This window comes from Polaribacter litoreus, from assembly GCF_054584775.1.
In genome coordinates this window covers 57,458-77,001 of record NZ_JBTLRD010000009.1, presented here as the reverse complement: position 1 = coordinate 77,001, position 19,544 = coordinate 57,458, and the positions used below count along the sequence as shown (strand labels likewise).

The window sequence follows — 19,544 nt, the reverse complement described above, 5'->3', positions numbered from 1 at the left end:
ATGGATATTAAAGAAATTCAAAATCTTATAAAATTTGTAGCAAAATCTGGCGCTAGCGAGGTAAAGTTAGAAATGGAAGATGTTAAAATTACCATTAGAACAGGTTCAGGAAAAACAGAAACTACTATTGTACAAGCTGCTCCAGTACAAGCTGCTCCTCAACCAACACCAGTACCAAACACACCAGTTGCATCTGCACCAGCAGCAAAATCTAATGAAGTTGATAACTCTAAATTAGTTGAAGTAAAGTCTCCAATAATTGGTACATTTTACAGAAAACCATCACCAGATAAACCTAGTTTTGTAGAAGTTGGGTCAACTATAAATGCAGGTGATACTGTTTGTGTTATTGAAGCAATGAAATTATTTAATGAAATTGAATCTGAAGTTTCTGGAAAAATTGTTAAAGTTTTAGTAGATGATTCTTCTCCAGTAGAATTTGATCAACCATTATTTTTGGTAGATCCATCATAATAGAAAGAGTTTATATTTTAGGGTTTAGATAGTAGATTTTCTAACTCAAAACTCAAAACTCATAACCTAAAACTCTTATACTATGTTTAAAAAAATATTGATAGCCAATAGAGGCGAAATTGCTTTACGTGTTATTAGAACATGTAAAGAAATGGGTATAAAAACAGTTGCTGTTTACTCTAAAGCAGACGAAGAAAGCTTGCATGTGCGCTTTGCAGACGAAGCAGTTTGTATTGGTCCTGCTCCAAGTAGCGAATCTTATTTAAAAATGCCCAACATTATAGCAGCTGCAGAAATTACTAATGCAGATGCCATTCATCCTGGTTATGGATTTTTATCAGAAAATGCCAAATTCTCTAATTTATGTGATGAGCATAATATTAAATTTATAGGTGCTTCTGGAAGAATGATAGACCAAATGGGTGATAAAGCTAACGCAAAAGCAACTATGAAAGCTGCTGGTGTGCCTTGTGTACCAGGTTCTGAAGGAGTTATTAAAGATTTTGAAGAATGTAAAAAATTAGCTGTAGAAGTTGGTTATCCAGTAATGTTAAAAGCTTCTGCTGGTGGTGGAGGTAAAGGAATGCGTGCTGTATGGAAACCAGAAGATTTAAAAGATGCTTGGGATTCTGCAAGACAAGAATCTAAAGCTGCCTTTGGTAACGACGATATGTATATGGAAAAGCTTATTGAAGAGCCAAGACATATCGAAATTCAAATTGTAGGAGATTCTTATGGTAAAGCATGTCATTTATCAGAAAGAGATTGTTCTGTACAAAGGCGTCATCAAAAGTTAACAGAAGAAACACCTTCTCCTTTTATGACAGACGAATTAAGAGAAAATATGGGTAATGCTGCTGTTAAAGCTGCAGAATACATAAAATATGAAGGTGCAGGAACTGTAGAATTTCTGGTAGATAAACACAGAAATTTCTACTTTATGGAAATGAATACCAGAATTCAAGTAGAGCACCCAATTACAGAAGAAGTTGTGAATTATGATTTAATTCGAGAACAAATTTTAGTAGCAGCAGGTGTGCCAATTTCTGGGAAAAATTACTATCCAAATTTGCATTCTATAGAATGTAGAATTAATGCAGAAGATCCTTATAACAATTTTAGACCCGCTCCTGGAAAAGTAACTACATTTCATGCACCTGGAGGTCATGGAGTTAGAATGGATACACATGTGTATGCAGGTTATATGATTCCACCAAATTATGATTCTATGATTGCAAAGTTAATTGTAACAGCGCAAACTAGAGAAGAAGCCATTAATAAAATGAAAAGAGCTTTAGATGAATTTGTTATTGAAGGAATTAAAACTACAATACCATTTCATAGGCAGTTAATGGATCACCCAGATTATATAGCAGGTAATTATACCACCAAGTTTATGGAAGATTTTGAAATGAAAGCATAAAGCATTTTTTAGTTTTAAATTAATATTAAAATAGAGAATACAGTTTCGTATTCTCTATTTTTTTATCTTTATACCAAAATAGGGTAAATATGAAAATAGACGGAATTGATAAAATTATCATAAAAAGGTTGGTTAAAGATGCCAGAACACCAGTATTAAGTATTGCTAGAGAAGTAGGTATATCTGGCGCAGCAATTCATCAGCGCTTACGTAAATTAGAAAAATCAAAATTAATTGATGGTTATAAAATGGTTATTAACCCAAAATCTTTGGGGTATACAACTACAGCCTTTGTTGGTATTTTTTTAGATTCAGCAAGCTTATATTCTTCTGCAATAAAAAGATTACAAGATATACCAGAAGTAGTAGAAAGTCATTATACCACAGGAAACTACGCAATATTTATTAAAATAATGTGTAAAAATAATGAAGATTTAATGCACCTTTTAAATAAAAATATACAAAATATTAAAGGAGTTTCTAGAACAGAAACCTTTATATCTTTAGATCAGCAAATAGACAGGCAAATAAGTATTTAAAATTACCAGTTGTCTATGGTATATTGCAATTTAAGGGTCGCTACAAGCGAATTATCAAATTAAATATTTTAATTCGATTTTTTATGAGATTTTTGTACCAATAATAAACTCATTAAATGAAATCGCTATCCATACTTTTTGTAGATGATGATAAAATTGAAAGGTTAAAATTTCTTAAGGTGTGTAAAGAACTTAATGTACACAATGCTATTTGTTTAGCCTCAAATGGTGCAATTGCATTAGATATTTTACAAAAAGAAAATTTTACTTTTGATTTGATAATTTCGGATATTAATATGCCAAGAATGGATGGATTTGAATTTCTAGAGCTATTAAATACTTACCAAGAATCAAAAATGATTCCTGTAGTAATTATGTCAACATCAGAAGATATCAAAGATTTAGAAAAATGCTATAAATTAGGAATTTCGGGTTATTTTTCGAAACCATTAAAATACAAAGAGTATTTAAGCAAAGTAACATCATTATTAGAATATTGGGGTAAAGCCAATTTGGCTTAACAATAAACTGGCAGCAAATACATTAAAAAACCTTTTTATGGAACAGCCTAATTTATCAGTAATTAAAGAAATTGCAGAAAATGATTTAGATTTTGAAAATAGTATTTTAGATATTTTAAAATCAGAATTTGCAAAAGAAGTAGAAGCCTATAAAAACAGTTTTAATGGTAAAGATTTTACTGAATCTGTAAGTATTGTTCATAAATTAAAACATAAAATTAGTTTATTAGGTTTACAAGAAGGTGTAAAATTGGCAACAGAGCTCGAAACAGACCTAAAACAAGGAAATACAAAATTGCACAAAAAATTTCTTGAAGTTTTAGATAAAATTCACGTATATTTATACTGAATAAGAATCTTCTTTGTAAGGGTATGAATTGTATAATTATAGATGATGATGCAACTTCAAGGTTAATTACAAAAAAACTTTGTGCTAAATCAGAACAAATTAATGTTGTTAATGAATTTTCATCAGCAATAGAAGCTATTAAATATTTAAATACAACTAATGTAGATTTGGTGTATTTAGACATTCACATGCCTACTTTTTCAGGTTTCGATTTTATAGAAACCTTAAAAAACCCACCTAAAATTATTTTAACTACTAGTGATAAAAATTTAGCACTAGAAGCTTTTGAGTATAAAAGTGTGGTAGATTATTTGGTAAAACCTATAACTAAAGAACGGTTTAACAAATCGTTATCTAAATTAGAATCCTTATCAACTCTTGTTGAAGAAAAAAGAGTACCAGAAAAAAAGACCTCTGAATTTATTTATGTTAATGTTGATAGGAGATTAGTAAAAGTAAATATATCAGACATTTATTTAGTTGAAGCTAAAGGAGATTATATCAATATTAAAACGCAAGAAAAAAATTATATAGTACATTCTACTTTAAAAAAAATCGAAGATAAATTACCTAAAGAAACTTTTTTTAAAGCACATCGTTCTTACATTATTAATATTGCTGAGATTATAGATATAGAAGATAATTCTGTTTTGATTCAAAAAGATGTTATTCCAGTAAGTAGATCTAATAAAAGCGAGTTGATGAAAATGTTAAATCTATTATAACTTATAGTTACTCGTCGAAACTTTAAGGTTATTCGTCGACTGTAAAAACCCACTAACCGAAAATCAGTGTTAAAAACATTCTTTAATTTTATATTTACGATATAATTATAAGTTGGGGGATTTATAAATTAAAAATAAGAAGAGCTAATTTAAAATTAGCTCTTTTTTTGTTTAATAAAACAACAGATATTATTTTGTTCATTTATAAATATTGGACGCTAAGCATAAATTAAAAATATTTATTTTTTCTTTAAAGAAGATTGCCTAACAATCAATTCGGCATCCAATATAATTTTATTTAGCGATTGTTTTACTTTTGTTGAGTTTGCGTAGTTTAAAAATGTTTCGGCTGCAATTTTTCCAATTTTATAGCTATGTTGGTTTACAGATGTCATAGTAGGGGTTACCATTTTGGCAAAAGGCTCATCACCAAAACCAACCAAAGCAATTTCATCAGGAATTTTAATTCCATTTTCATTAATAACCTGTAAAGCACCCAAAGCAGCATAATCACCAGCAACATATACAGCATCTGGTCTATTATCTAAAGCTAAAAGTTGTTCCATTTTTTGTCTGCCATCTTCTACAGTTAAATTACTTTCTATTAAAAGTTCTTCATCTAAAGGTAGGTTATGCTTTTTAATGGCATCTATATAACCCCTTATTCTGTTGTTATAAATTCTAGTACGTTTAAAACCGCCAATATGAGCAATACGTTTGCAACCTTGTTCTACCAAATGATTTACAATCATGTGGCTGCTATTATAATCATCAATACCAATATAATCTACATTCAAATCATTTTCACCACGATCAAAGGTTATTAATGGAATACCTGCGGCTTTAATTTTTTCATAACACTCTAAGTTTACAGTTTCATTAGCCATAGAAGCAATTATACCATCAACCTGTGTGTACAACAAGGCATCAATATTCTTGCATTCTTTTTCATAAGATTCGTTAGATTGTGTAATAATGATGTTATACCCTTTTTCATTTAATACTTCTTCTATATTATGTATGGTTGCAGAAAAAAAATTACTATTCGTTTTTGGCACAATAACACCCACTAAATTACTCCGACCACTTCGCAAAGCACTTGCCAAATGGTTAGGCTGATAATTTAAATTTTTGGCAACTTGCCTTACCGCTTTTTTAGTTTTTTCGCTAATTCTAGGGTCGTTATGTAAGGCTTTAGAAACAGCAGCAGCAGAGATATTTAACACATTTGCAATATCTTTTATGGTAGTTTTGTTTTTTTTTACCAAAATTTTATATATTTGCTTAATCGTTTAAACAAAGATACAGTTTATTTGGTACAATCAAAACTAATAGTTATATATGTGTTTTGATTTTATTTTTAAGTATTGTTTAAACGTTTAACCAAAAAGATTTATAATTTATTTAATACTAAGAAATGGGTAAAGTAGTAACATTTGGAGAAATCATGTTAAGATTAGCTCCACAAGGATTTTTAAGATTTTCACAAGCAAATAATTTCGACGCTATTTATGGTGGAGGAGAATCTAACGTAGCAGTTTCATTAGCAAATTACGGAGTAGATGTAGACTTTGTAACGCGTTTACCTAAGAATGATATTGGTGAGTGTGCAATGATGGAAATGAGAAAACGTGGTGTAAATGTTGATAAAATTGTTTGGGGTGGAGACAGATTAGGAATCTATTTCTTAGAAACAGGTGCTGTATCTAGAGGCTCTAAAGTAGTTTATGACAGAGCGCACTCTGCTATTGCAGAAATAGAATCTGGTATGATAGACTGGAATGCTGTTTTTGAAGGTGTAGAATGGTTTCATTGGACAGGTATTACACCTGCAATTTCACAAGGTGCAGCAGATGTTTGTTTAGAAGCTGTTAAAGTTGCAAGCGCTAAAGGAATTACAATTTCTACAGACTTAAATTATAGAGCTAAACTTTGGAAATTCTGTGACGCAGCTCATAGAGAAAAAATAATGACAGAATTAACGTCTTACTGTGATATTGTTTTAGGTAACGAAGAAGATGCTGAAATGCACTTTGGTATTAAACCAGAAGGAATTTCTGTACAAACAGAAGGGCATAACGTAAAAGCAGAAGCATTTTTATCAGTTTGTGAGCAAATGATGAAAAAATTCCCAAGAGCTAAAAAAGTAATTACTACTTTAAGAGGTTCAATTTCTGCATCTCACAATACTTGGGCTGGTGTTTTATATGATGGAACAACTTTATACCAAACACGTCAATACCAAATTACAGATATCGTAGATAGAGTTGGTGGTGGAGATTCATTTATGGGAGGTTTAATCTACGGATTATTAAAATACCCAGAAGATGATCAAAATGCATTAGACTTTGCAGTAGCTGCATCTTGTTTAAAACACACTATTAAAGGTGATGCTAACTTAGCAACAGTTGCAGAAGTAGAAAAATTAATGGGAGGTGATGCTTCTGGTAGAGTAGCAAGATAATTATGGCACAATATACAAGAATAGAAGTAGCACAAATTATGAAAGACACAGGAATGGTTCCTTTGTTTTTTCATAAAGATATAGAAGTAAGTAAAAAAGTTTTAAAAGCTTGTTACGATGGTGGAGCAAGACTTTTAGAATTTACAGCACGTGGAGATTTTGCTCACGAAGTTTTTGGTGAGTTAACAAAATATGCCATTGCAGAATTACCAGGAATGGTAATGGGTGTAGGTTCTGTAACAGATGCTGCACAGGCATCTTTATACATGGCTTTAGGAGCAAACTTTATTGTAACACCTGTATTAAGAGAAGATATTGCAATAGTTTGTAATAGAAGAAAAGTACTTTGGTCTCCTGGTTGTGGTACATTAACAGAAATTACAAGAGCAGAAGAGTTAGGATGCGAAATCGTAAAACTTTTCCCTGGTGATATTTACGGACCACAATTTGTAAAAGGTATTAAAGGCCCACAACAATGGACGTCTATTATGCCAACAGGTGGAGTTGCACCAACAAAAGAAAACTTATCAGCTTGGTTTGCTGCAGGAGTTACTTGTGTAGGTATGGGCTCTAAATTAATGGCAAAAGATGCCGATGGTAACTTTGACTATAATAAAATTGAAGAAATGACTAGAAATGCTTTAAATATTATAAAGGATTTAAAGAACTAGTTAGAATTTGAATTATTTAAAACGAGGAAAACTCCAGCTTAGGCTGGAGTTTTTTTATGTAATAAAGCTAATTTTTTAAATTAAATACATTAAACCTTTTTTCGTAACTTTAGTCTAAGCAATGTAAACCAAGCTATTATGAAGCAGAAACATATTCAACATTTATATTGGAGGGCCAGTTTTGGAATTCATATTTCTGAATTAAAGAAATTAGAGAAAAAAACAAAAAAAGAAAATATTTCTATTTTGTTTAAAGATTCAAAAAAGTACACTCCTTTAGAGCTAGAGCTTGGAGAACTGCTTCAATATAAAAATAAATCTTACAAAGAATTAAAAAAAGAGTTTACCGAATTTGAGTTGCAAAAACTTAGAAATAAACTACAGAAAAAAGTAAGGGCTTTAAATCATGCTTGGGTTGATAGATTACAATCTCCAAATGCAATGCTTAGAGAAAAAATGACGCTTTTTTGGGCCAATGTTTTTGTTTGTAGAGATAATAATATCTTTTTTATTCAGCAATACAACAACACCTTAAGAAAACATGCTTTAGGAAATTTTAGAGAATTTGTAAAGGCTGTAGCCAAAGAGCCTTCTATGAGTAAATATTTAAATAATAACCAAAATGTTAAAGCCAAACCTAACGAAAATTTTGCCAGAGAATTGATGGAACTTTTTACTCTAGGAGTTGGTAATTATTCAGAACAAGATATTAAAGAATCTGCAAGAGCTTTTACAGGTTGGTCTTTTAAAAAAAATGGCGATTTCTTCTTAAAAAAAAGACAGCACGATTATGCTGAAAAAACTTTTTTTGGTAAAACAGGCAACTTTAATGGTGATGATATTATTGATATTATTTTAGAGCAAAAGCAATGTGCTAGATTTATCTGTACTAAGATTTACAAGTATTTTATTAACCCTACAATCAATAAAAAACGATTAGAAGAAATTACCAACATATTTTATAAAGATTATAATATTGGTAATGTAATGCAATATATTTTTGCCTCAAAATGGTTTTATGCTGATGAAAATATAGGGGTAAAAATAAAATCTCCAATAGAATTATTGGTTGGCTTAAATAAAATAATTCCTGTAACATTTAATAAACCACAACAATTAAACTATCTCCAAAAAATGATGGGGCAAGTTTTGTTATATCCAGAAAATGTTGCTGGTTGGAAAGGTGGTAAAAGCTGGATAGATTCTAACACTTTAATGTTTAGAATGAAATTGCCATCCTTGGTTTTAAATAATGCGATTATCAACTTAGAAGAAAAAGGAAACTTTGAAGATTCATTTGATAAGTATTATAAAAACACCAAAAAGTGGAATAAGTTTATAAAAACCACTAAAGATTGGAATGCTTTTGAAAAACAGTATGGACAAGTAAGTGCAAAAGAATTAAGTAAATTGCTAATTGTACCTCCTTTAGATAAAGACACAAACAGTTACTTACAAAATTTAGAAGTAAAGTCAAACAGAAACTTTTGTGTGCAACTTATGTCTATACCAGAATATCAACTTTGTTAATTTTATTATGATGAAAAGAAGAAACTTTTTAAAACAGAGTACATTAGCGAGTAGCTTGTTTTTTGTACCAAATTTCGTTAAGGCTTTTGAGCAAGTTTCAAAAGATGATTTTCAACATAAAAAATTGGTAATCATTCAATTATCTGGTGGTAATGACGGTTTAAATACTGTAATTCCGTATACAAACGATATCTATTATAAGAACAGACCCAAACTTTCTATTCCTAAAAATCAGATCTTAAAAATTACTGATGATTTAGGTTTTCATCAAAATTTAGCACCTCTAAAAAATTTATACGATCAAGGTTACTTATCAATTATAAATAACGTTGGATATCCAAATCCAAATAGATCTCATTTTAGATCTACAGATATTTGGCATACAGCAAGTGATGCACATGAAACATTAACCTCTGGATGGATAGGTAGATATTTAGAGAAATATGGCAAAAACCCATACAATGCCATTGAGTTAGATGATAGTTTATCACTAATAATGAAGGGGGAAAATATGAATGGAATTGCAACTAAAAACCCAAAAATATTATTTAATAATACTCGAACACCTTTTTTTAGTAAAGTGCTAAAACATCAAACCGATGAGCATTTAAGCGAGCATAATTTGGGGTATTTGTATAAAACAATGATTGAAGCCAACTCGTCTGCAAAGTATATTTATGAAACCTCTAAAACCTATAAGAGTAACTTTACTTATCCTAAAAATCCATTTAGTGGTCAACTAAAAACTACAGCAGAATTTATTAATTCTAACTTAGAAACTAAAGTATATTATGTTTCTATGGGAGGTTTTGATACCCACGCAAACCAAGCGAATAAACAAAGCCGTTTATTAAAAACGTATAGCGAGTCTATTGAGGTTTTTATTGAGGATTTAAAACAAAACGATACGTTTAAAGACACTTTAATTCTTACGTTTTCTGAATTTGGTAGACGGGTGCAACAAAATGCTGCAGGAGGTACAGATCATGGAGCTGCAAATAATATCTTTTTAATTGGTGAAAATTTAAGCAAAAAAGGTTTTTATAATGATGCACCAAATTTGACAAACCTAGACCAAAATGGTGACTTAATTCATACAGTAGATTTTAGAGCTGTATATGCCACAATTTTAGACAAATGGTTACAGGTTGATGATGCAAATATTCTAAATAAATCTTTTAGTAAGCTAAATTTTATATAAATTTCTCAATACAATAGTTCAGATTTTATATCCTGAAAGGTCTTTTTTTTTACCTTGTGGTATTCTTTAGGCAGATAAACACAAAAAACCTACAAGGTATAAAACCTTGTAGGTAAACTATACTTACTTGCTAATCACTTTAAATGCATTATTAATCTATTAAAACCGAACTCTTTCAGGTTTTATTTTTGATGTAAATGGAACCAAGTAAAATGAGTAAGCATATGCACCAGGTTTAATTAAATATTTATTGTGTGGGGCAGCACTTTTAGACCACGTATCATCGCCTCCAACACCTTGTTGTATCAAATCTACCTGAACACTCAACACATCTCTTTCAATCAATTCATTGGTATGTTTTGCGTTTTGCAAATTATAAATACTATAAGGTAACACACTAAAACTAATGTTATCTTCCCCTTTTACCAAAATACCTTTAGATTGATTATCTTGCAATTTAAACCACCTTGTATCTGTATGGTTGCCATACTCTTCTGGATACACGTACATATAACTTATTGTAAATGCATTTCCAGAATACAAACCTACATGCGCTCCAAAATTTCTGTCAGCATAATTTGGTTGAGGTCCTCTACCATAATAAGTTAGGTTTTTGTAAGAATTGGCGATGTCAAATTGCATGCCAATTCTTGGAGGATTAGGAGCTGATGCATCAATAATTGAGTGATAATTTACTTTAACACTTCCATTTCCTAAAACTGTATATTTAAGACTTATTGTAGTTTTTGGGTTAGCAATACTACCATCAACAGCAATTACTATTTTCCCTTGTTCGTTGGTAACAATATGTACCTTTGATGCTTTGAAACGTTCTTCGGCTTTTATCCAATTTAGTTCTTTTTGTAATTTTTTAGCTTTTCTGTATGCTTCATCATTTTCTGTTTCTGCTCTCCAAAAATTTAATTTTAAAGGTGATGATAGCACCTCAATTCCTTTAGAATTATAAGAAGTAATATAACCCGTTTTTTTATCAACTTGTAAAGTAATTTTACGATTCGTAACTTTTATAATATTACTATTTTCAGTTACTATTAATTTAGAATTACTAGACATGTTTTTTACTGCTGCTATTTTATAATCTAACCTAAACTGTTCTTCAAAAACCAAATAGTCAGCAGGTGCCCATAATGTTTTTTCTTTTAAAGTACCTTTTATATTGATAAAATATTCAGCACCTGCAACCAATTTAGGAGATTTAAAATCTACCTTAAATTGTTCTGATTGGAAAGGTTTGGTTGATAACGAATTGATATTTCCTTTCGTAATAGAAACTCCGTTTTGTATCATTTCAAAAGATAAATTGTACCTTGATAAATCTAAAGCATGATGTCTGTTTACAATTTTAAACAGTCCATTTTTTGCATCTATAGCAGAAATCACCACAGGTTGATTTACTTTTTTACACTCATAAGTGGCAGGTTTTGGAGTTCTGTTTGATGCAATTATACCATTAATGCAAAAACTACCATCATTAGGCTTATCACCAAAATCACCACCATAGGCTAAAAACTCGTTTCCGTTTTTGTCTTTGGTAAGTAGTCCTTGGTCAATCCAATCCCAAATATAGCCTCCAAGTGCTCTATCATTTTTATAAATAACATCCCAATATTGTTTCATGTTTCCTGTAGAATTTCCCATAGAATGTGCATATTCACATAGTACAACAGGTCTTTGGTCAAAATTATTTGTGTTGTTAATTAAAGACTGCAATTCGCTAGGAGTGGCATACATTCTACTTAACATATCTACCCATTTTGGGTCTGTAGGATTTCCTATACCTTTATTAAAATAGTTTTGTTTGTAAAGTTTATTTGTGGGTACGCCTTGTGCACCTTCGTAGTGAATGTATCTTGTTGGGTCGTATTCTTTAATCCAAGCAGCCATTGCAGCATGATTTGGACCCATTCCAGATTCGTTACCCAAACTCCACATTACAATACTTGGGTGGTTTTTATCGCGCTCAACCATTCTAATGGCTCTTTCTAAATACGCGTTAGCCCAGTTGGGTACATTTGCTAATTTTCCACGAACTCCATGAGTTTCTAAGTTGGCTTCATCCATCACATACAAACCGTATTTATCACATAAATCATAGAAATAAGGGTCATTTGGGTAATGAGATGTTCTAACAGCATTAAAATTAAATTGCTTCAATAGTTTTACATCTTGTTCTAGATCTGCTCTTGATAGCGCTTTACCTTCTGTTTGATGATGGTCGTGTCTGTTAACACCAATCATTTTTACAGGGTTTCCGTTTACCAAAAAACGCCCTCTATCATCAATTTTTACCTCTCTAAATCCGACTTTTGTACTAGTATGTTGAATGGATTCTCCTTTGGCATTTTTTACTTCCAAGAGTAAGGTGTATAGATAAGGTACATCAGCAGACCATTTTTTGGGATTCTGAACTTTTTGTTGAATCAACCCAAAAGGAACATTATCTCTTTGAGGATAAAATTCGCCAATAATTTTACTGAACTGCGTTATCGTTTCATTACCAATTTTATTTCCATCAGCATCAATTAATGTTGAGGTTAAGGTCCAATTATCAACTACAGATTTTAAATCTGTATTACCAAATTTACCAATAGGAGCTTTGTATTTTTTTGGCAAATTGATTTCTATTTTTGGTCTGATTTTTAAGACGGCATCTTTGTAGTCATCATCTAAATCTGTTCTTACATTAAAATCTGCAAGCCTAACTTTAGGTACAGATTGTAGGTAAACTTCGCGTTCAATACCACTTAACCTCCAATGATCTTGTGCTTCTAAATAACTACCATCTGCCCATCTATATACTTTAACAGCAATTTTGTTTTCACCTGTTTTCACCAATTTTGTAATATCAAATTCTGATGGTAATCTGGTATCTTCACTATATCCTACAAATTTTCCATTAACCCAAACGTAATAAGCCGAAGAAACCCCACCAAAGTGTAAAATAACATCTCTATTATTCCAAGATTCGTTTAAAGTAAATGTTTTAATATAATGCCCAACAGGATTATCGTGATGATTTATATTAGGAAAATCGTTGTAAAAAGGATAAGTAGAATTTGTATAAATTGGTGTTCCATAACCTCTCATTTCCCAATTAGAAGGCACATCAATGATATCCCATTTAGTGCTGTTAAAACTTGTTTTTTGAAAATCGTTAGAAGCATCAGCGGGTTTTGCTACATATTTAAACTTCCAATCTCCATTTAATGTTTTATAGTATTTAGATTGTTCTCTATCACCCAAAATAGCTTGTTCACTATTTTCAAAAGTGTAAAAAGTGGCTCTTGCTGGTAATTTGTTAATTTGATTTACTTGCGGATTTTCCCAATCATTTCTTTGTTGTGCAGAAATTTGAGTAACTAGTAAACAAAAGAATAAAATGGTTCTAAGATTCATATGGTTTAATGTTAAAAATAGTGTAACGTTTGATGGAACTAAATAGGTAAACATATTTTTTAATAAATTGGTTAAAATTAATTGTTGACTAAATTATATTGCTTTTCTAGAGGCACACCAAAATTACTTTCTAGCTCTTTTTTAATTTGTTTAAAGAATTTGGTATCTGGAGGCATACTTAAATTCTGCCAAAATTTAGTGTCATAAGCTAAATCTAAAGAACCCATGTCTGTTTGTCCACCAAATGCTCTAACATCTATTTTCTTTTTATCGGTTTCTACATTGTATACAAAAGCTTCTAGTCTGTAACTCATCTTTTCTGCGTCAGTACCCCAGTATTGTTGAGGAATTTGTTTTCTACCAATGCTCCATTCGTTAGAATAATAGCTTAAATAAAGTTTTCCATTTTCATGTTTTTTGTAAACAAATAGTGCTTTATTTCGTTCTATTCTATAAATAGCATACGTATTTACACCAATATAAAGCTTTACCTTATTCCATTTATCTTTTCCAACTCCTTCTAAAACTAGTACTTCTTCTCCTTCGTAAGAGCTTTCATCTACAATTTTCCATTTAAATTTTTTAAGATTCGGTTTTCTATCTGTAGGTCTTAAAGGGTTTGCAGTAGCCATCCAATTGATGTCATGTGTCCATTGTTTTCTTTTCCAAATTCTGTAATCTGCAGATTTTCTAGCCTGTAAAACTTGCACAATACCTAAAGGATATGCAGCTCCTCTGTCTCGAATTCTAATATAATTTTCTACAAAAAATTTAGATTTTCCGGCCTCAGTGGCTGCTCTTCTGTACAATAACTCAATCTGGTGAGGTTTACTTATGGTATTATCTTTAAGTTTTTTAAGTGCAGTTATAGCATAATGTTTTGGAGCTAGAATTTTAATTTCATCCATTTCCATTACTGTTTCTTTAAGTACTACCTTTTTTACTGTTTTAGCCAAATAATCTTTTACAGTAATTGTAAAAGGAGTAAACCCTAAAGATGTAAAAGACAATATAGCATCCCTATCTGTTGAATTTATTAAAAAAGAAAATCCACCATCTTCTGTACTTGATGTTCCTTTATTCTTCTTTAAAACACTAATGGCTGCAAAAGGTACTGGATTATCAAACTCATCTACAACAATACCTTCAATTTTTATTTTTTGTTGTGCTAACATTTTTTGAGGTATAAGCCCTAAAAAAAGAAAGCTAAAAAGAAAAACTAAACCAAAATGTTTCATATTTTAAAATTTATTTATTAATAATATTATATTGAGTTTCTAAAGGCACACCAAAATTATTTTCTAAGCCTTTTTTAATTTTTTTATAAAATTTAGTATCAGGTGGCATACTTAAATTTTTCCAAAATTCAGCGTTATAAGGTAATTTTAAATTCCCCATATCTTGGTCAGCTCCAAAACTTCTTACTCTTATTTTTTTCTTATCCGTTTCTACATCATAAACAAAAGCTTCTAATTGGTATTTTAAAGTTTCTGCGGCCGTACCATGAAGTTCTTTTGGAATATTCCATTTCGGAAAGCTCCATTCATTTTTATAATAATTTAAGACTAATTTACCGTTTTTATGGTTTTTATAAATATATAGAGATTTTGCTCTTTCAATCCTAAAAACTTTATAACTTTCTATCCCTATATATAGTACAATTGTTTCCCAATCTTTCTTGGGGTTAGTTCCTTTAAGTATTAATACCTCTTCCCCTTCATAAGAGGTTTCTCCATCTATTTTCCACTTAAATTTTTTTAAATTTCTTCTGTGTTGTGATGAAATAGGTCTTAGCGGGTTAACTTCGTGCATGCCAATTATAGGATGCCTCCATTGTTCTCTTTTCCAAAATCTATAATCAGCAGATTTTCTTGCTTGAAGTACCTGAACCTGACCTGTTGGATAAGCAGGCCCTCGATCTCTTACTTTTAGATAATTTTCTACAAAAAATTTGGGTTTGTTTTCTTCTGTTGCAGCTCTTCTAAAAAGCATTTCTAAGCAATGAGGAGTACTTAGTGTGTTTTCTTTTAACTTTTTAATTGCAGTTAGTACGTATTGCTTTGGTGGTAGTATAACGATCTCGTCCATTTCTACTACCTCTTCTTTAAGAATTATCTTTTTTTCTTTTTGGTTTAGGTAGTCTTTAATTTTAATTGTAACAGCAACAAAACCTAATGAGGTAACCGAAAAAGAACCATCTAATGTGGTGTTATTTAAGATTAAAGAAAATTCGCCATCTTCTGTGGTAGAAGTTCCTTTGTTTTTGTCTATAATACTTATTGCAGCAAATGGTATAGGGTTATTAAATTCATCTAAAACTATACCTTCTATTTTTGTTTTTCCTTGCGCATAAGCTCCATTAGAAATTGTACCCACAAGTATCAAAATAAAAAGTAAAAAGTTTAATTGTTTCATAGTTAAAAAGAAGTTTTGTTTTATAAAGCTATAGTATTATTTGGCAAGAATTGCACAATTGTGAGCCTAGTTTATAGTTTTATGCACTATAATTTTTCGTGTTCTTGGTCGGTTTAATTGTACTAAAAATGATTATGATGTTTTATAAAGTATATCCATCTATAGTCAAATCTTTTTTTTATGAATAAAAGAGTAAATAAATAGCTATACATCTACAGTCGCTGAAGTTTTAAACCTTTAATCTTATCATTTATTCAGTTCAATACAGAATTGTAAATGTATTTTTTTTAAAAAAATATCTATAAAACAAATGTTCTCTTTAGTAATACGAATGAACGCTTTAGTAGTAAACGATAGAAGTATTGATTTTTTTGATTTTTATTTTGATAAAAAATGAAGTGTAACAAAAATGATCATAATTAAAACATATGTATTACAACTTACAAAAATAAAGTAGGATATTTATAAAGAAAATCAACTTTATATGAAAAAACAACGTTTACGAAATGTAAAATGGATAGTAGTATGCTTTTTACTTTTAATCTTTAGCTGTAAAAAGAAAGAAATAATGAGTAAAGAAACTCAGGTTAAAAAACCAAAATTTGCTTGGAATGATACTTCTTTTTCTATTGATGAAAGAGTAAATAAACTTATTGCAACAATGACATTAGAAGGAAAAATTTCTCAAATGTTAGATGTTTGCCCTCCAATAGAACGTTTAGGAATTCCTGAATACAATTGGTGGAATGAAGCTTTGCACGGAGTTGCAAGAAATGGAAGAGCCACAGTTTTTCCCCAAGCCATTGGTTTAGGTGCTACTTTTGATCCGGATTTAATTCTTAAAGTAGGAACTGCAATTTCTGATGAAGCAAAACCAAAAAACCGATTGTTTTGGTGCTAACAGGTGGTAGCCCAATAGCAATTCCTGAATTATACGATTTGGTAGATGCAGTTTTATTTGTTTGGTATCCAGGTGAAGAAGGTGGTACAGCTGTTGCTGATGTAATTTTTGGTGATGTTTCTCCTTCAGGAAAATTACCAATTACTTTTCCAAAATCTGTAGATCAATTGCCTGCTTATGAAGATTATAATATGAAAGGCAGAACTTATAAATATATGAAAGAAGAGCCTTTATTTCCTTTCGGATTTGGCTTAACCTACACAAATTTCGAATACAAAGATTTACAAATAAATGATGATTATAAAACCACAGTTACCTTACAAAATACAGGTGAAACTGATGCTGAAGAAGTTGTACAACTGTACATTAGCTCTCCATTAGCAGGTAAAAAAGATCCAATTTACGATTTAAAAGCTTTCAAAAGAGTATTTTTAAAAGCTGGTGAATCTAAAGAAATCACTTTTAATTTATCAAAAGATAGCTTTCATCAATTTAATGAAAATGGGAATAAAGTGATTCGAAAAGGAACTTATCAACTTTATGTAAATGGAGCATTACCATCAAAAAGAAGTGAAGATTTAGGGAGTTCAAAAGCCATTAAAACAACCATCAACTTTTAAAAATCAATCATATGAAAAAAATACTATTTGCTGTTTTAGCAGTTTCTATAATTATAACAAGTTGTAAGGCAAATCAAGAAATTAAAGTTGTAAAAAAAGAAAAAAATAAGGTTTTAATTTTCTCTAAAACAAATGGCTGGAGACATAAATCTATACCTTCTGGAATAGCAGCCATTAAAAAATTAGGTGTAGAAAATGATTTTTTAGTAGAAGCTACAGAAGATAGTTTACAATTTAATTATCAGAATTTAAAAAAGTATAAAAGCATCATTTTTTTAAATACTACTGGTAATATTTTAAACACTGAACAAGAAAAAGCCTTCGAAGAATATATTAATAAAGGTGGAGGTTTTGTGGGAATTCACGCTGCAAGTGATACAGAATTTAAATGGCCTTTTTATTCAGAAATGATTGGCGCTCAATTTCAATCGCATCCAAAGCAACAAAAAGCTAAGCTTATTGTTCACAAAGAAAATAATCATCCAGCAATTGCTCATTATGATGATACTTTTGAGCATTTTGATGAATGGTATAACTTTAAAAAACCGGTTGCTAAACATGTAAATGTACTTTTAGAATTGGATGAAAGTTCTTATTCTGGTAAACAAATGGGCACAAAACATGCTATTGCTTGGTATCATCATTATGAGGGTGGTCGTATTTTTTATACAGGAATGGGTCACACTATTAAATCTTACCAAAATCAAGATTTTTTAACGCATTTAAAAGAAGGAATTCTTTGGTCTATGGATAAAACCAATGTTAAAATTGATGAAAATGGCGAAGATTTACTAGATACAAATTTATCTAAATGGGATGTTTGGATGGGTGCTGTTCATCCAACTGTAGACATTGATTTTGAGAAATCTAAAGATGTTAGAAAAGGAAAACCAATGGGTTTAAATAATGATCCTAAAAAAGTGTTTTCTGTAATTAAAGAAAATGGCGAAAATGTTTTAAAAATTACTGGTGAAATCTATGGTGGATTAACAACAAAAAACGAATATGGAAATTATCATTTTACGACACAATTTAAATGGGGAGAAAAAAAATGGGCTCCTCGTTTAAAGGATAAAAGAGATAGTGGAATTCTATATCATGCACAAGGTGTTCATGGTGCTTTTTGGAATGTTTGGATGGCCAGTTTAGAATACCAAGTACAAGAAGGTGATTGTGGCGATTTTATTGCTTTAGGTAATGTTTATGGTGATACTCCTGTTGATGAAAAAACGCGAGAAAATGGTAAAAAATATTTTGTGTACCATCCAAAAGGTGAGCTAACTCCTTTAAAATGGGGTAAAAATTTTAAAGCAGGACAAGCTAGTAAATCTACTTTACACGAAAAACCAAATGGAGAATGGAATACTTTAGAAATTTATTGTTTAGGGAATGAAAGTATTCACTTAGTAAATGGTCATGTTGTAAACCGAGTTAAAAATGCAAAATATAATATTGGTGATAGAACAATAGCCATAGACAAAGGAAAAATTCAAATACAATCTAAAGCAGCAGAAGTGTATTATAAAAACATAAAAATCAGGCCTATTTCTAAATTTCCATCAGAATTTAAAAATCTGTAATTGCATCGTAAATAATAACTATTTCATCTTTTTCTTTATGATAAAAGTCATCATAAACTGCTGATTTTTAGAATAATTTTAGTTACAAACTAAACAATTTAAATATGAATTTCATAAAAAAAATACTATTAATAATTATAGTTTCTTGCTTGGTAACATCTTGCAAAACCAGTAAAAAAGAAACCGTAAAATCTACCCCAAAATACACTGCAGATTGGGAGTCTTTAAAACAACACGAAACACCTGAATGGTTTTTAGATGCAAAATTTGGTATTTATAATGCCACATTTGCCTTACATGCAATTGTCATCTTATAAAAAGTTACAATACCCAGCTTTTTCGTTATATAAAGTATTGCATAAAAAAGGTGAATTGAAATATCCATACAATCAATTTATGGCAGAAAAACGCCCAGAAATAGAGTTGTACAATTTGCAAAATGATAAAAATGAATTGTATAATTTAGCGGATAAGGAAGCTTATCAAACTATAAAAAATACGCTTTTTACAACTTTATCATCGCACTTAAGAGAAATTGAAAAAGATAGAAAACCAGAATCTTTAGAAGCTATTCAAAAAGCAAAAAACGGTTCTTATGCATATTATTTAAAAGGATTAAAAAAGAAAGGTTTACCAGAAAATGCTACAGATGAGCAAATTGTTGCTTATTGGGAGCAAGAATTATTAAAAAGTAAAGATAAAACACAGTAAAAA

The 19,544-nt window shown here is 30.3% G+C and carries 19 protein-coding genes; 15 read left to right on the top strand and 4 right to left on the bottom strand.

Annotated features, from left to right (window positions below; translation table 11 throughout):
• The 6 genes from accB to ACW9UN_RS09560 all read left to right on the top strand — a co-directional run bounded on the left by accB (nucleotide 1) and on the right by ACW9UN_RS09560 (nucleotide 4,031).
• The gene (gene accB, locus ACW9UN_RS09585; protein WP_459486048.1) at nucleotides 1-474 is read left to right on the top strand and encodes an acetyl-CoA carboxylase biotin carboxyl carrier protein; all 474 of its coding nucleotides are present in this window, start codon (nucleotides 1-3) and stop codon (nucleotides 472-474) included.
• An 82-nt stretch (nucleotides 475-556) separates the two neighbouring features.
• The gene (gene accC / locus ACW9UN_RS09580) at nucleotides 557-1,897 is read left to right on the top strand and encodes an acetyl-CoA carboxylase biotin carboxylase subunit (protein ID WP_459486047.1); all 1,341 of its coding nucleotides are present in this window, start codon (nucleotides 557-559) and stop codon (nucleotides 1,895-1,897) included.
• An 89-nt stretch (nucleotides 1,898-1,986) separates the two neighbouring features.
• The gene (locus ACW9UN_RS09575; protein ID WP_459486046.1) at nucleotides 1,987-2,436 is read left to right on the top strand and encodes an Lrp/AsnC ligand binding domain-containing protein; all 450 of its coding nucleotides are present in this window, start codon (nucleotides 1,987-1,989) and stop codon (nucleotides 2,434-2,436) included.
• Between the two features lie 116 nt (nucleotides 2,437-2,552).
• Nucleotides 2,553-2,957: a response regulator gene (locus ACW9UN_RS09570; RefSeq protein ID WP_459486045.1), complete on the top strand. Its 405-nt coding sequence runs from the start codon at nucleotides 2,553-2,555 to the stop codon at nucleotides 2,955-2,957.
• A 37-nt stretch (nucleotides 2,958-2,994) separates the two neighbouring features.
• Nucleotides 2,995-3,306: an Hpt domain-containing protein gene (locus ACW9UN_RS09565; RefSeq protein WP_459486044.1), complete on the top strand. Its 312-nt coding sequence runs from the start codon at nucleotides 2,995-2,997 to the stop codon at nucleotides 3,304-3,306.
• A gap of 23 nt (nucleotides 3,307-3,329) precedes the next feature.
• A complete protein-coding gene (locus tag ACW9UN_RS09560) occupies nucleotides 3,330-4,031 on the top strand; it encodes a LytR/AlgR family response regulator transcription factor (protein ID WP_459486043.1) in 702 nt (233 codons plus the stop codon).
• A gap of 239 nt (nucleotides 4,032-4,270) precedes the next feature.
• Here the strand turns inward: ACW9UN_RS09560 and ACW9UN_RS09555 are convergent, their stop codons facing one another.
• Nucleotides 4,271-5,299, bottom strand: coding sequence for a LacI family DNA-binding transcriptional regulator (locus ACW9UN_RS09555; RefSeq protein ID WP_459486042.1), 1,029 nt, complete (start codon nucleotides 5,297-5,299; stop codon nucleotides 4,271-4,273).
• A 149-nt stretch (nucleotides 5,300-5,448) separates the two neighbouring features.
• On the opposite strand from ACW9UN_RS09555, the gene ACW9UN_RS09550 reads away from it, so the two are divergent.
• The 4 genes from ACW9UN_RS09550 to ACW9UN_RS09535 all read left to right on the top strand — a co-directional run bounded on the left by ACW9UN_RS09550 (nucleotide 5,449) and on the right by ACW9UN_RS09535 (nucleotide 9,897).
• The gene (locus ACW9UN_RS09550) at nucleotides 5,449-6,495 is read left to right on the top strand and encodes a PfkB family carbohydrate kinase (RefSeq protein ID WP_459486041.1); all 1,047 of its coding nucleotides are present in this window, start codon (nucleotides 5,449-5,451) and stop codon (nucleotides 6,493-6,495) included.
• Nucleotides 6,496-6,497: 2 nt separating this feature from the next.
• Complete coding sequence (locus ACW9UN_RS09545; RefSeq protein WP_459486040.1) at nucleotides 6,498-7,166, top strand: bifunctional 4-hydroxy-2-oxoglutarate aldolase/2-dehydro-3-deoxy-phosphogluconate aldolase; 669 nt, start codon at nucleotides 6,498-6,500, stop codon at nucleotides 7,164-7,166.
• Between the two features lie 138 nt (nucleotides 7,167-7,304).
• A complete protein-coding gene (locus ACW9UN_RS09540; RefSeq protein WP_459486039.1) occupies nucleotides 7,305-8,696 on the top strand; it encodes a DUF1800 domain-containing protein in 1,392 nt (463 codons plus the stop codon).
• 7 nt (nucleotides 8,697-8,703) lie between these two features.
• A complete protein-coding gene (locus ACW9UN_RS09535) occupies nucleotides 8,704-9,897 on the top strand; it encodes a DUF1501 domain-containing protein (RefSeq protein WP_459486038.1) in 1,194 nt (397 codons plus the stop codon).
• Between the two features lie 159 nt (nucleotides 9,898-10,056).
• Here the strand turns inward: ACW9UN_RS09535 and lacZ are convergent, their stop codons facing one another.
• The 3 genes from lacZ to ACW9UN_RS09520 all read right to left on the bottom strand — a co-directional run bounded on the left by lacZ (nucleotide 10,057) and on the right by ACW9UN_RS09520 (nucleotide 15,729).
• Entirely contained in the window at nucleotides 10,057-13,314 is a 3,258-nt protein-coding gene (gene lacZ, locus ACW9UN_RS09530) for a beta-galactosidase, LacZ type (protein ID WP_459486037.1), read from the bottom strand.
• A 77-nt stretch (nucleotides 13,315-13,391) separates the two neighbouring features.
• A complete protein-coding gene (locus ACW9UN_RS09525) occupies nucleotides 13,392-14,489 on the bottom strand; it encodes a carboxypeptidase-like regulatory domain-containing protein (protein WP_459486036.1) in 1,098 nt (365 codons plus the stop codon).
• 73 nt (nucleotides 14,490-14,562) lie between these two features.
• A complete protein-coding gene (locus ACW9UN_RS09520; RefSeq protein WP_459486035.1) occupies nucleotides 14,563-15,729 on the bottom strand; it encodes a carboxypeptidase-like regulatory domain-containing protein in 1,167 nt (388 codons plus the stop codon).
• Between the two features lie 568 nt (nucleotides 15,730-16,297).
• Here ACW9UN_RS09520 and ACW9UN_RS09515 point away from each other — a divergent pair.
• From ACW9UN_RS09515 to ACW9UN_RS09495, 5 genes are all read left to right on the top strand, one after another.
• Nucleotides 16,298-16,630, top strand: a complete 333-nt coding sequence (locus ACW9UN_RS09515) for a glycoside hydrolase family 3 N-terminal domain-containing protein (RefSeq protein ID WP_459486034.1) — start codon at nucleotides 16,298-16,300, stop codon at nucleotides 16,628-16,630.
• Nucleotides 16,624-17,250 carry a glycoside hydrolase family 3 C-terminal domain-containing protein gene (locus ACW9UN_RS09510; protein WP_459486115.1) on the top strand — a complete coding sequence of 209 codons (627 nt, stop codon included), beginning with the start codon at nucleotides 16,624-16,626 and terminating at the stop codon, nucleotides 17,248-17,250. Before ACW9UN_RS09515 ends, ACW9UN_RS09510 begins: the two co-directional genes overlap by 7 nt.
• Nucleotides 17,251-17,261: 11 nt before the next feature.
• Nucleotides 17,262-18,830: a ThuA domain-containing protein gene (locus tag ACW9UN_RS09505; protein ID WP_459486033.1), complete on the top strand. Its 1,569-nt coding sequence runs from the start codon at nucleotides 17,262-17,264 to the stop codon at nucleotides 18,828-18,830.
• Between the two features lie 104 nt (nucleotides 18,831-18,934).
• Nucleotides 18,935-19,147 carry an alpha-L-fucosidase gene (locus ACW9UN_RS09500; protein ID WP_459486032.1) on the top strand — a complete coding sequence of 71 codons (213 nt, stop codon included), beginning with the start codon at nucleotides 18,935-18,937 and terminating at the stop codon, nucleotides 19,145-19,147.
• Nucleotides 19,128-19,541, top strand: coding sequence for a hypothetical protein (locus ACW9UN_RS09495; RefSeq protein ID WP_459486031.1), 414 nt, complete (start codon nucleotides 19,128-19,130; stop codon nucleotides 19,539-19,541). The genes ACW9UN_RS09500 and ACW9UN_RS09495 overlap by 20 nt, the downstream gene beginning before the upstream one ends.
• Nucleotides 19,542-19,544: the final 3 nt, after the last annotated feature.

What these genes read in the sequence shown, in the direction of transcription:
- ACW9UN_RS09515 (WP_459486034.1), top strand. Translation starts at nt 16,298, where the DNA reads ATGAGTAAAGAAACTCAGGTTAAAAAACCAAAATTTGCTTGGAATGAT.
- accB (WP_459486048.1), top strand. Translation starts at nt 1, where the DNA reads ATGGATATTAAAGAAATTCAAAATCTTATAAAATTTGTAGCAAAATCT.
- accC (WP_459486047.1), top strand. Translation starts at nt 557, where the DNA reads ATGTTTAAAAAAATATTGATAGCCAATAGAGGCGAAATTGCTTTACGT.
- ACW9UN_RS09540 (WP_459486039.1), top strand. Translation starts at nt 7,305, where the DNA reads ATGAAGCAGAAACATATTCAACATTTATATTGGAGGGCCAGTTTTGGA.
- ACW9UN_RS09550 (WP_459486041.1), top strand. Translation starts at nt 5,449, where the DNA reads ATGGGTAAAGTAGTAACATTTGGAGAAATCATGTTAAGATTAGCTCCA.
- ACW9UN_RS09575 (WP_459486046.1), top strand. Translation starts at nt 1,987, where the DNA reads ATGAAAATAGACGGAATTGATAAAATTATCATAAAAAGGTTGGTTAAA.
- lacZ (WP_459486037.1), bottom strand. Translation starts at nt 13,314, where the DNA reads ATGAATCTTAGAACCATTTTATTCTTTTGTTTACTAGTTACTCAAATT.
- ACW9UN_RS09505 (WP_459486033.1), top strand. Translation starts at nt 17,262, where the DNA reads ATGAAAAAAATACTATTTGCTGTTTTAGCAGTTTCTATAATTATAACA.
- ACW9UN_RS09545 (WP_459486040.1), top strand. Translation starts at nt 6,498, where the DNA reads ATGGCACAATATACAAGAATAGAAGTAGCACAAATTATGAAAGACACA.
- ACW9UN_RS09495 (WP_459486031.1), top strand. Translation starts at nt 19,128, where the DNA reads ATGCAATTGTCATCTTATAAAAAGTTACAATACCCAGCTTTTTCGTTA.
- ACW9UN_RS09570 (WP_459486045.1), top strand. Translation starts at nt 2,553, where the DNA reads ATGAAATCGCTATCCATACTTTTTGTAGATGATGATAAAATTGAAAGG.
- ACW9UN_RS09535 (WP_459486038.1), top strand. Translation starts at nt 8,704, where the DNA reads ATGATGAAAAGAAGAAACTTTTTAAAACAGAGTACATTAGCGAGTAGC.
- ACW9UN_RS09520 (WP_459486035.1), bottom strand. Translation starts at nt 15,729, where the DNA reads ATGAAACAATTAAACTTTTTACTTTTTATTTTGATACTTGTGGGTACA.
- ACW9UN_RS09560 (WP_459486043.1), top strand. Translation starts at nt 3,330, where the DNA reads ATGAATTGTATAATTATAGATGATGATGCAACTTCAAGGTTAATTACA.
- ACW9UN_RS09565 (WP_459486044.1), top strand. Translation starts at nt 2,995, where the DNA reads ATGGAACAGCCTAATTTATCAGTAATTAAAGAAATTGCAGAAAATGAT.
- ACW9UN_RS09525 (WP_459486036.1), bottom strand. Translation starts at nt 14,489, where the DNA reads ATGTTAGCACAACAAAAAATAAAAATTGAAGGTATTGTTGTAGATGAG.
- ACW9UN_RS09500 (WP_459486032.1), top strand. Translation starts at nt 18,935, where the DNA reads ATGAATTTCATAAAAAAAATACTATTAATAATTATAGTTTCTTGCTTG.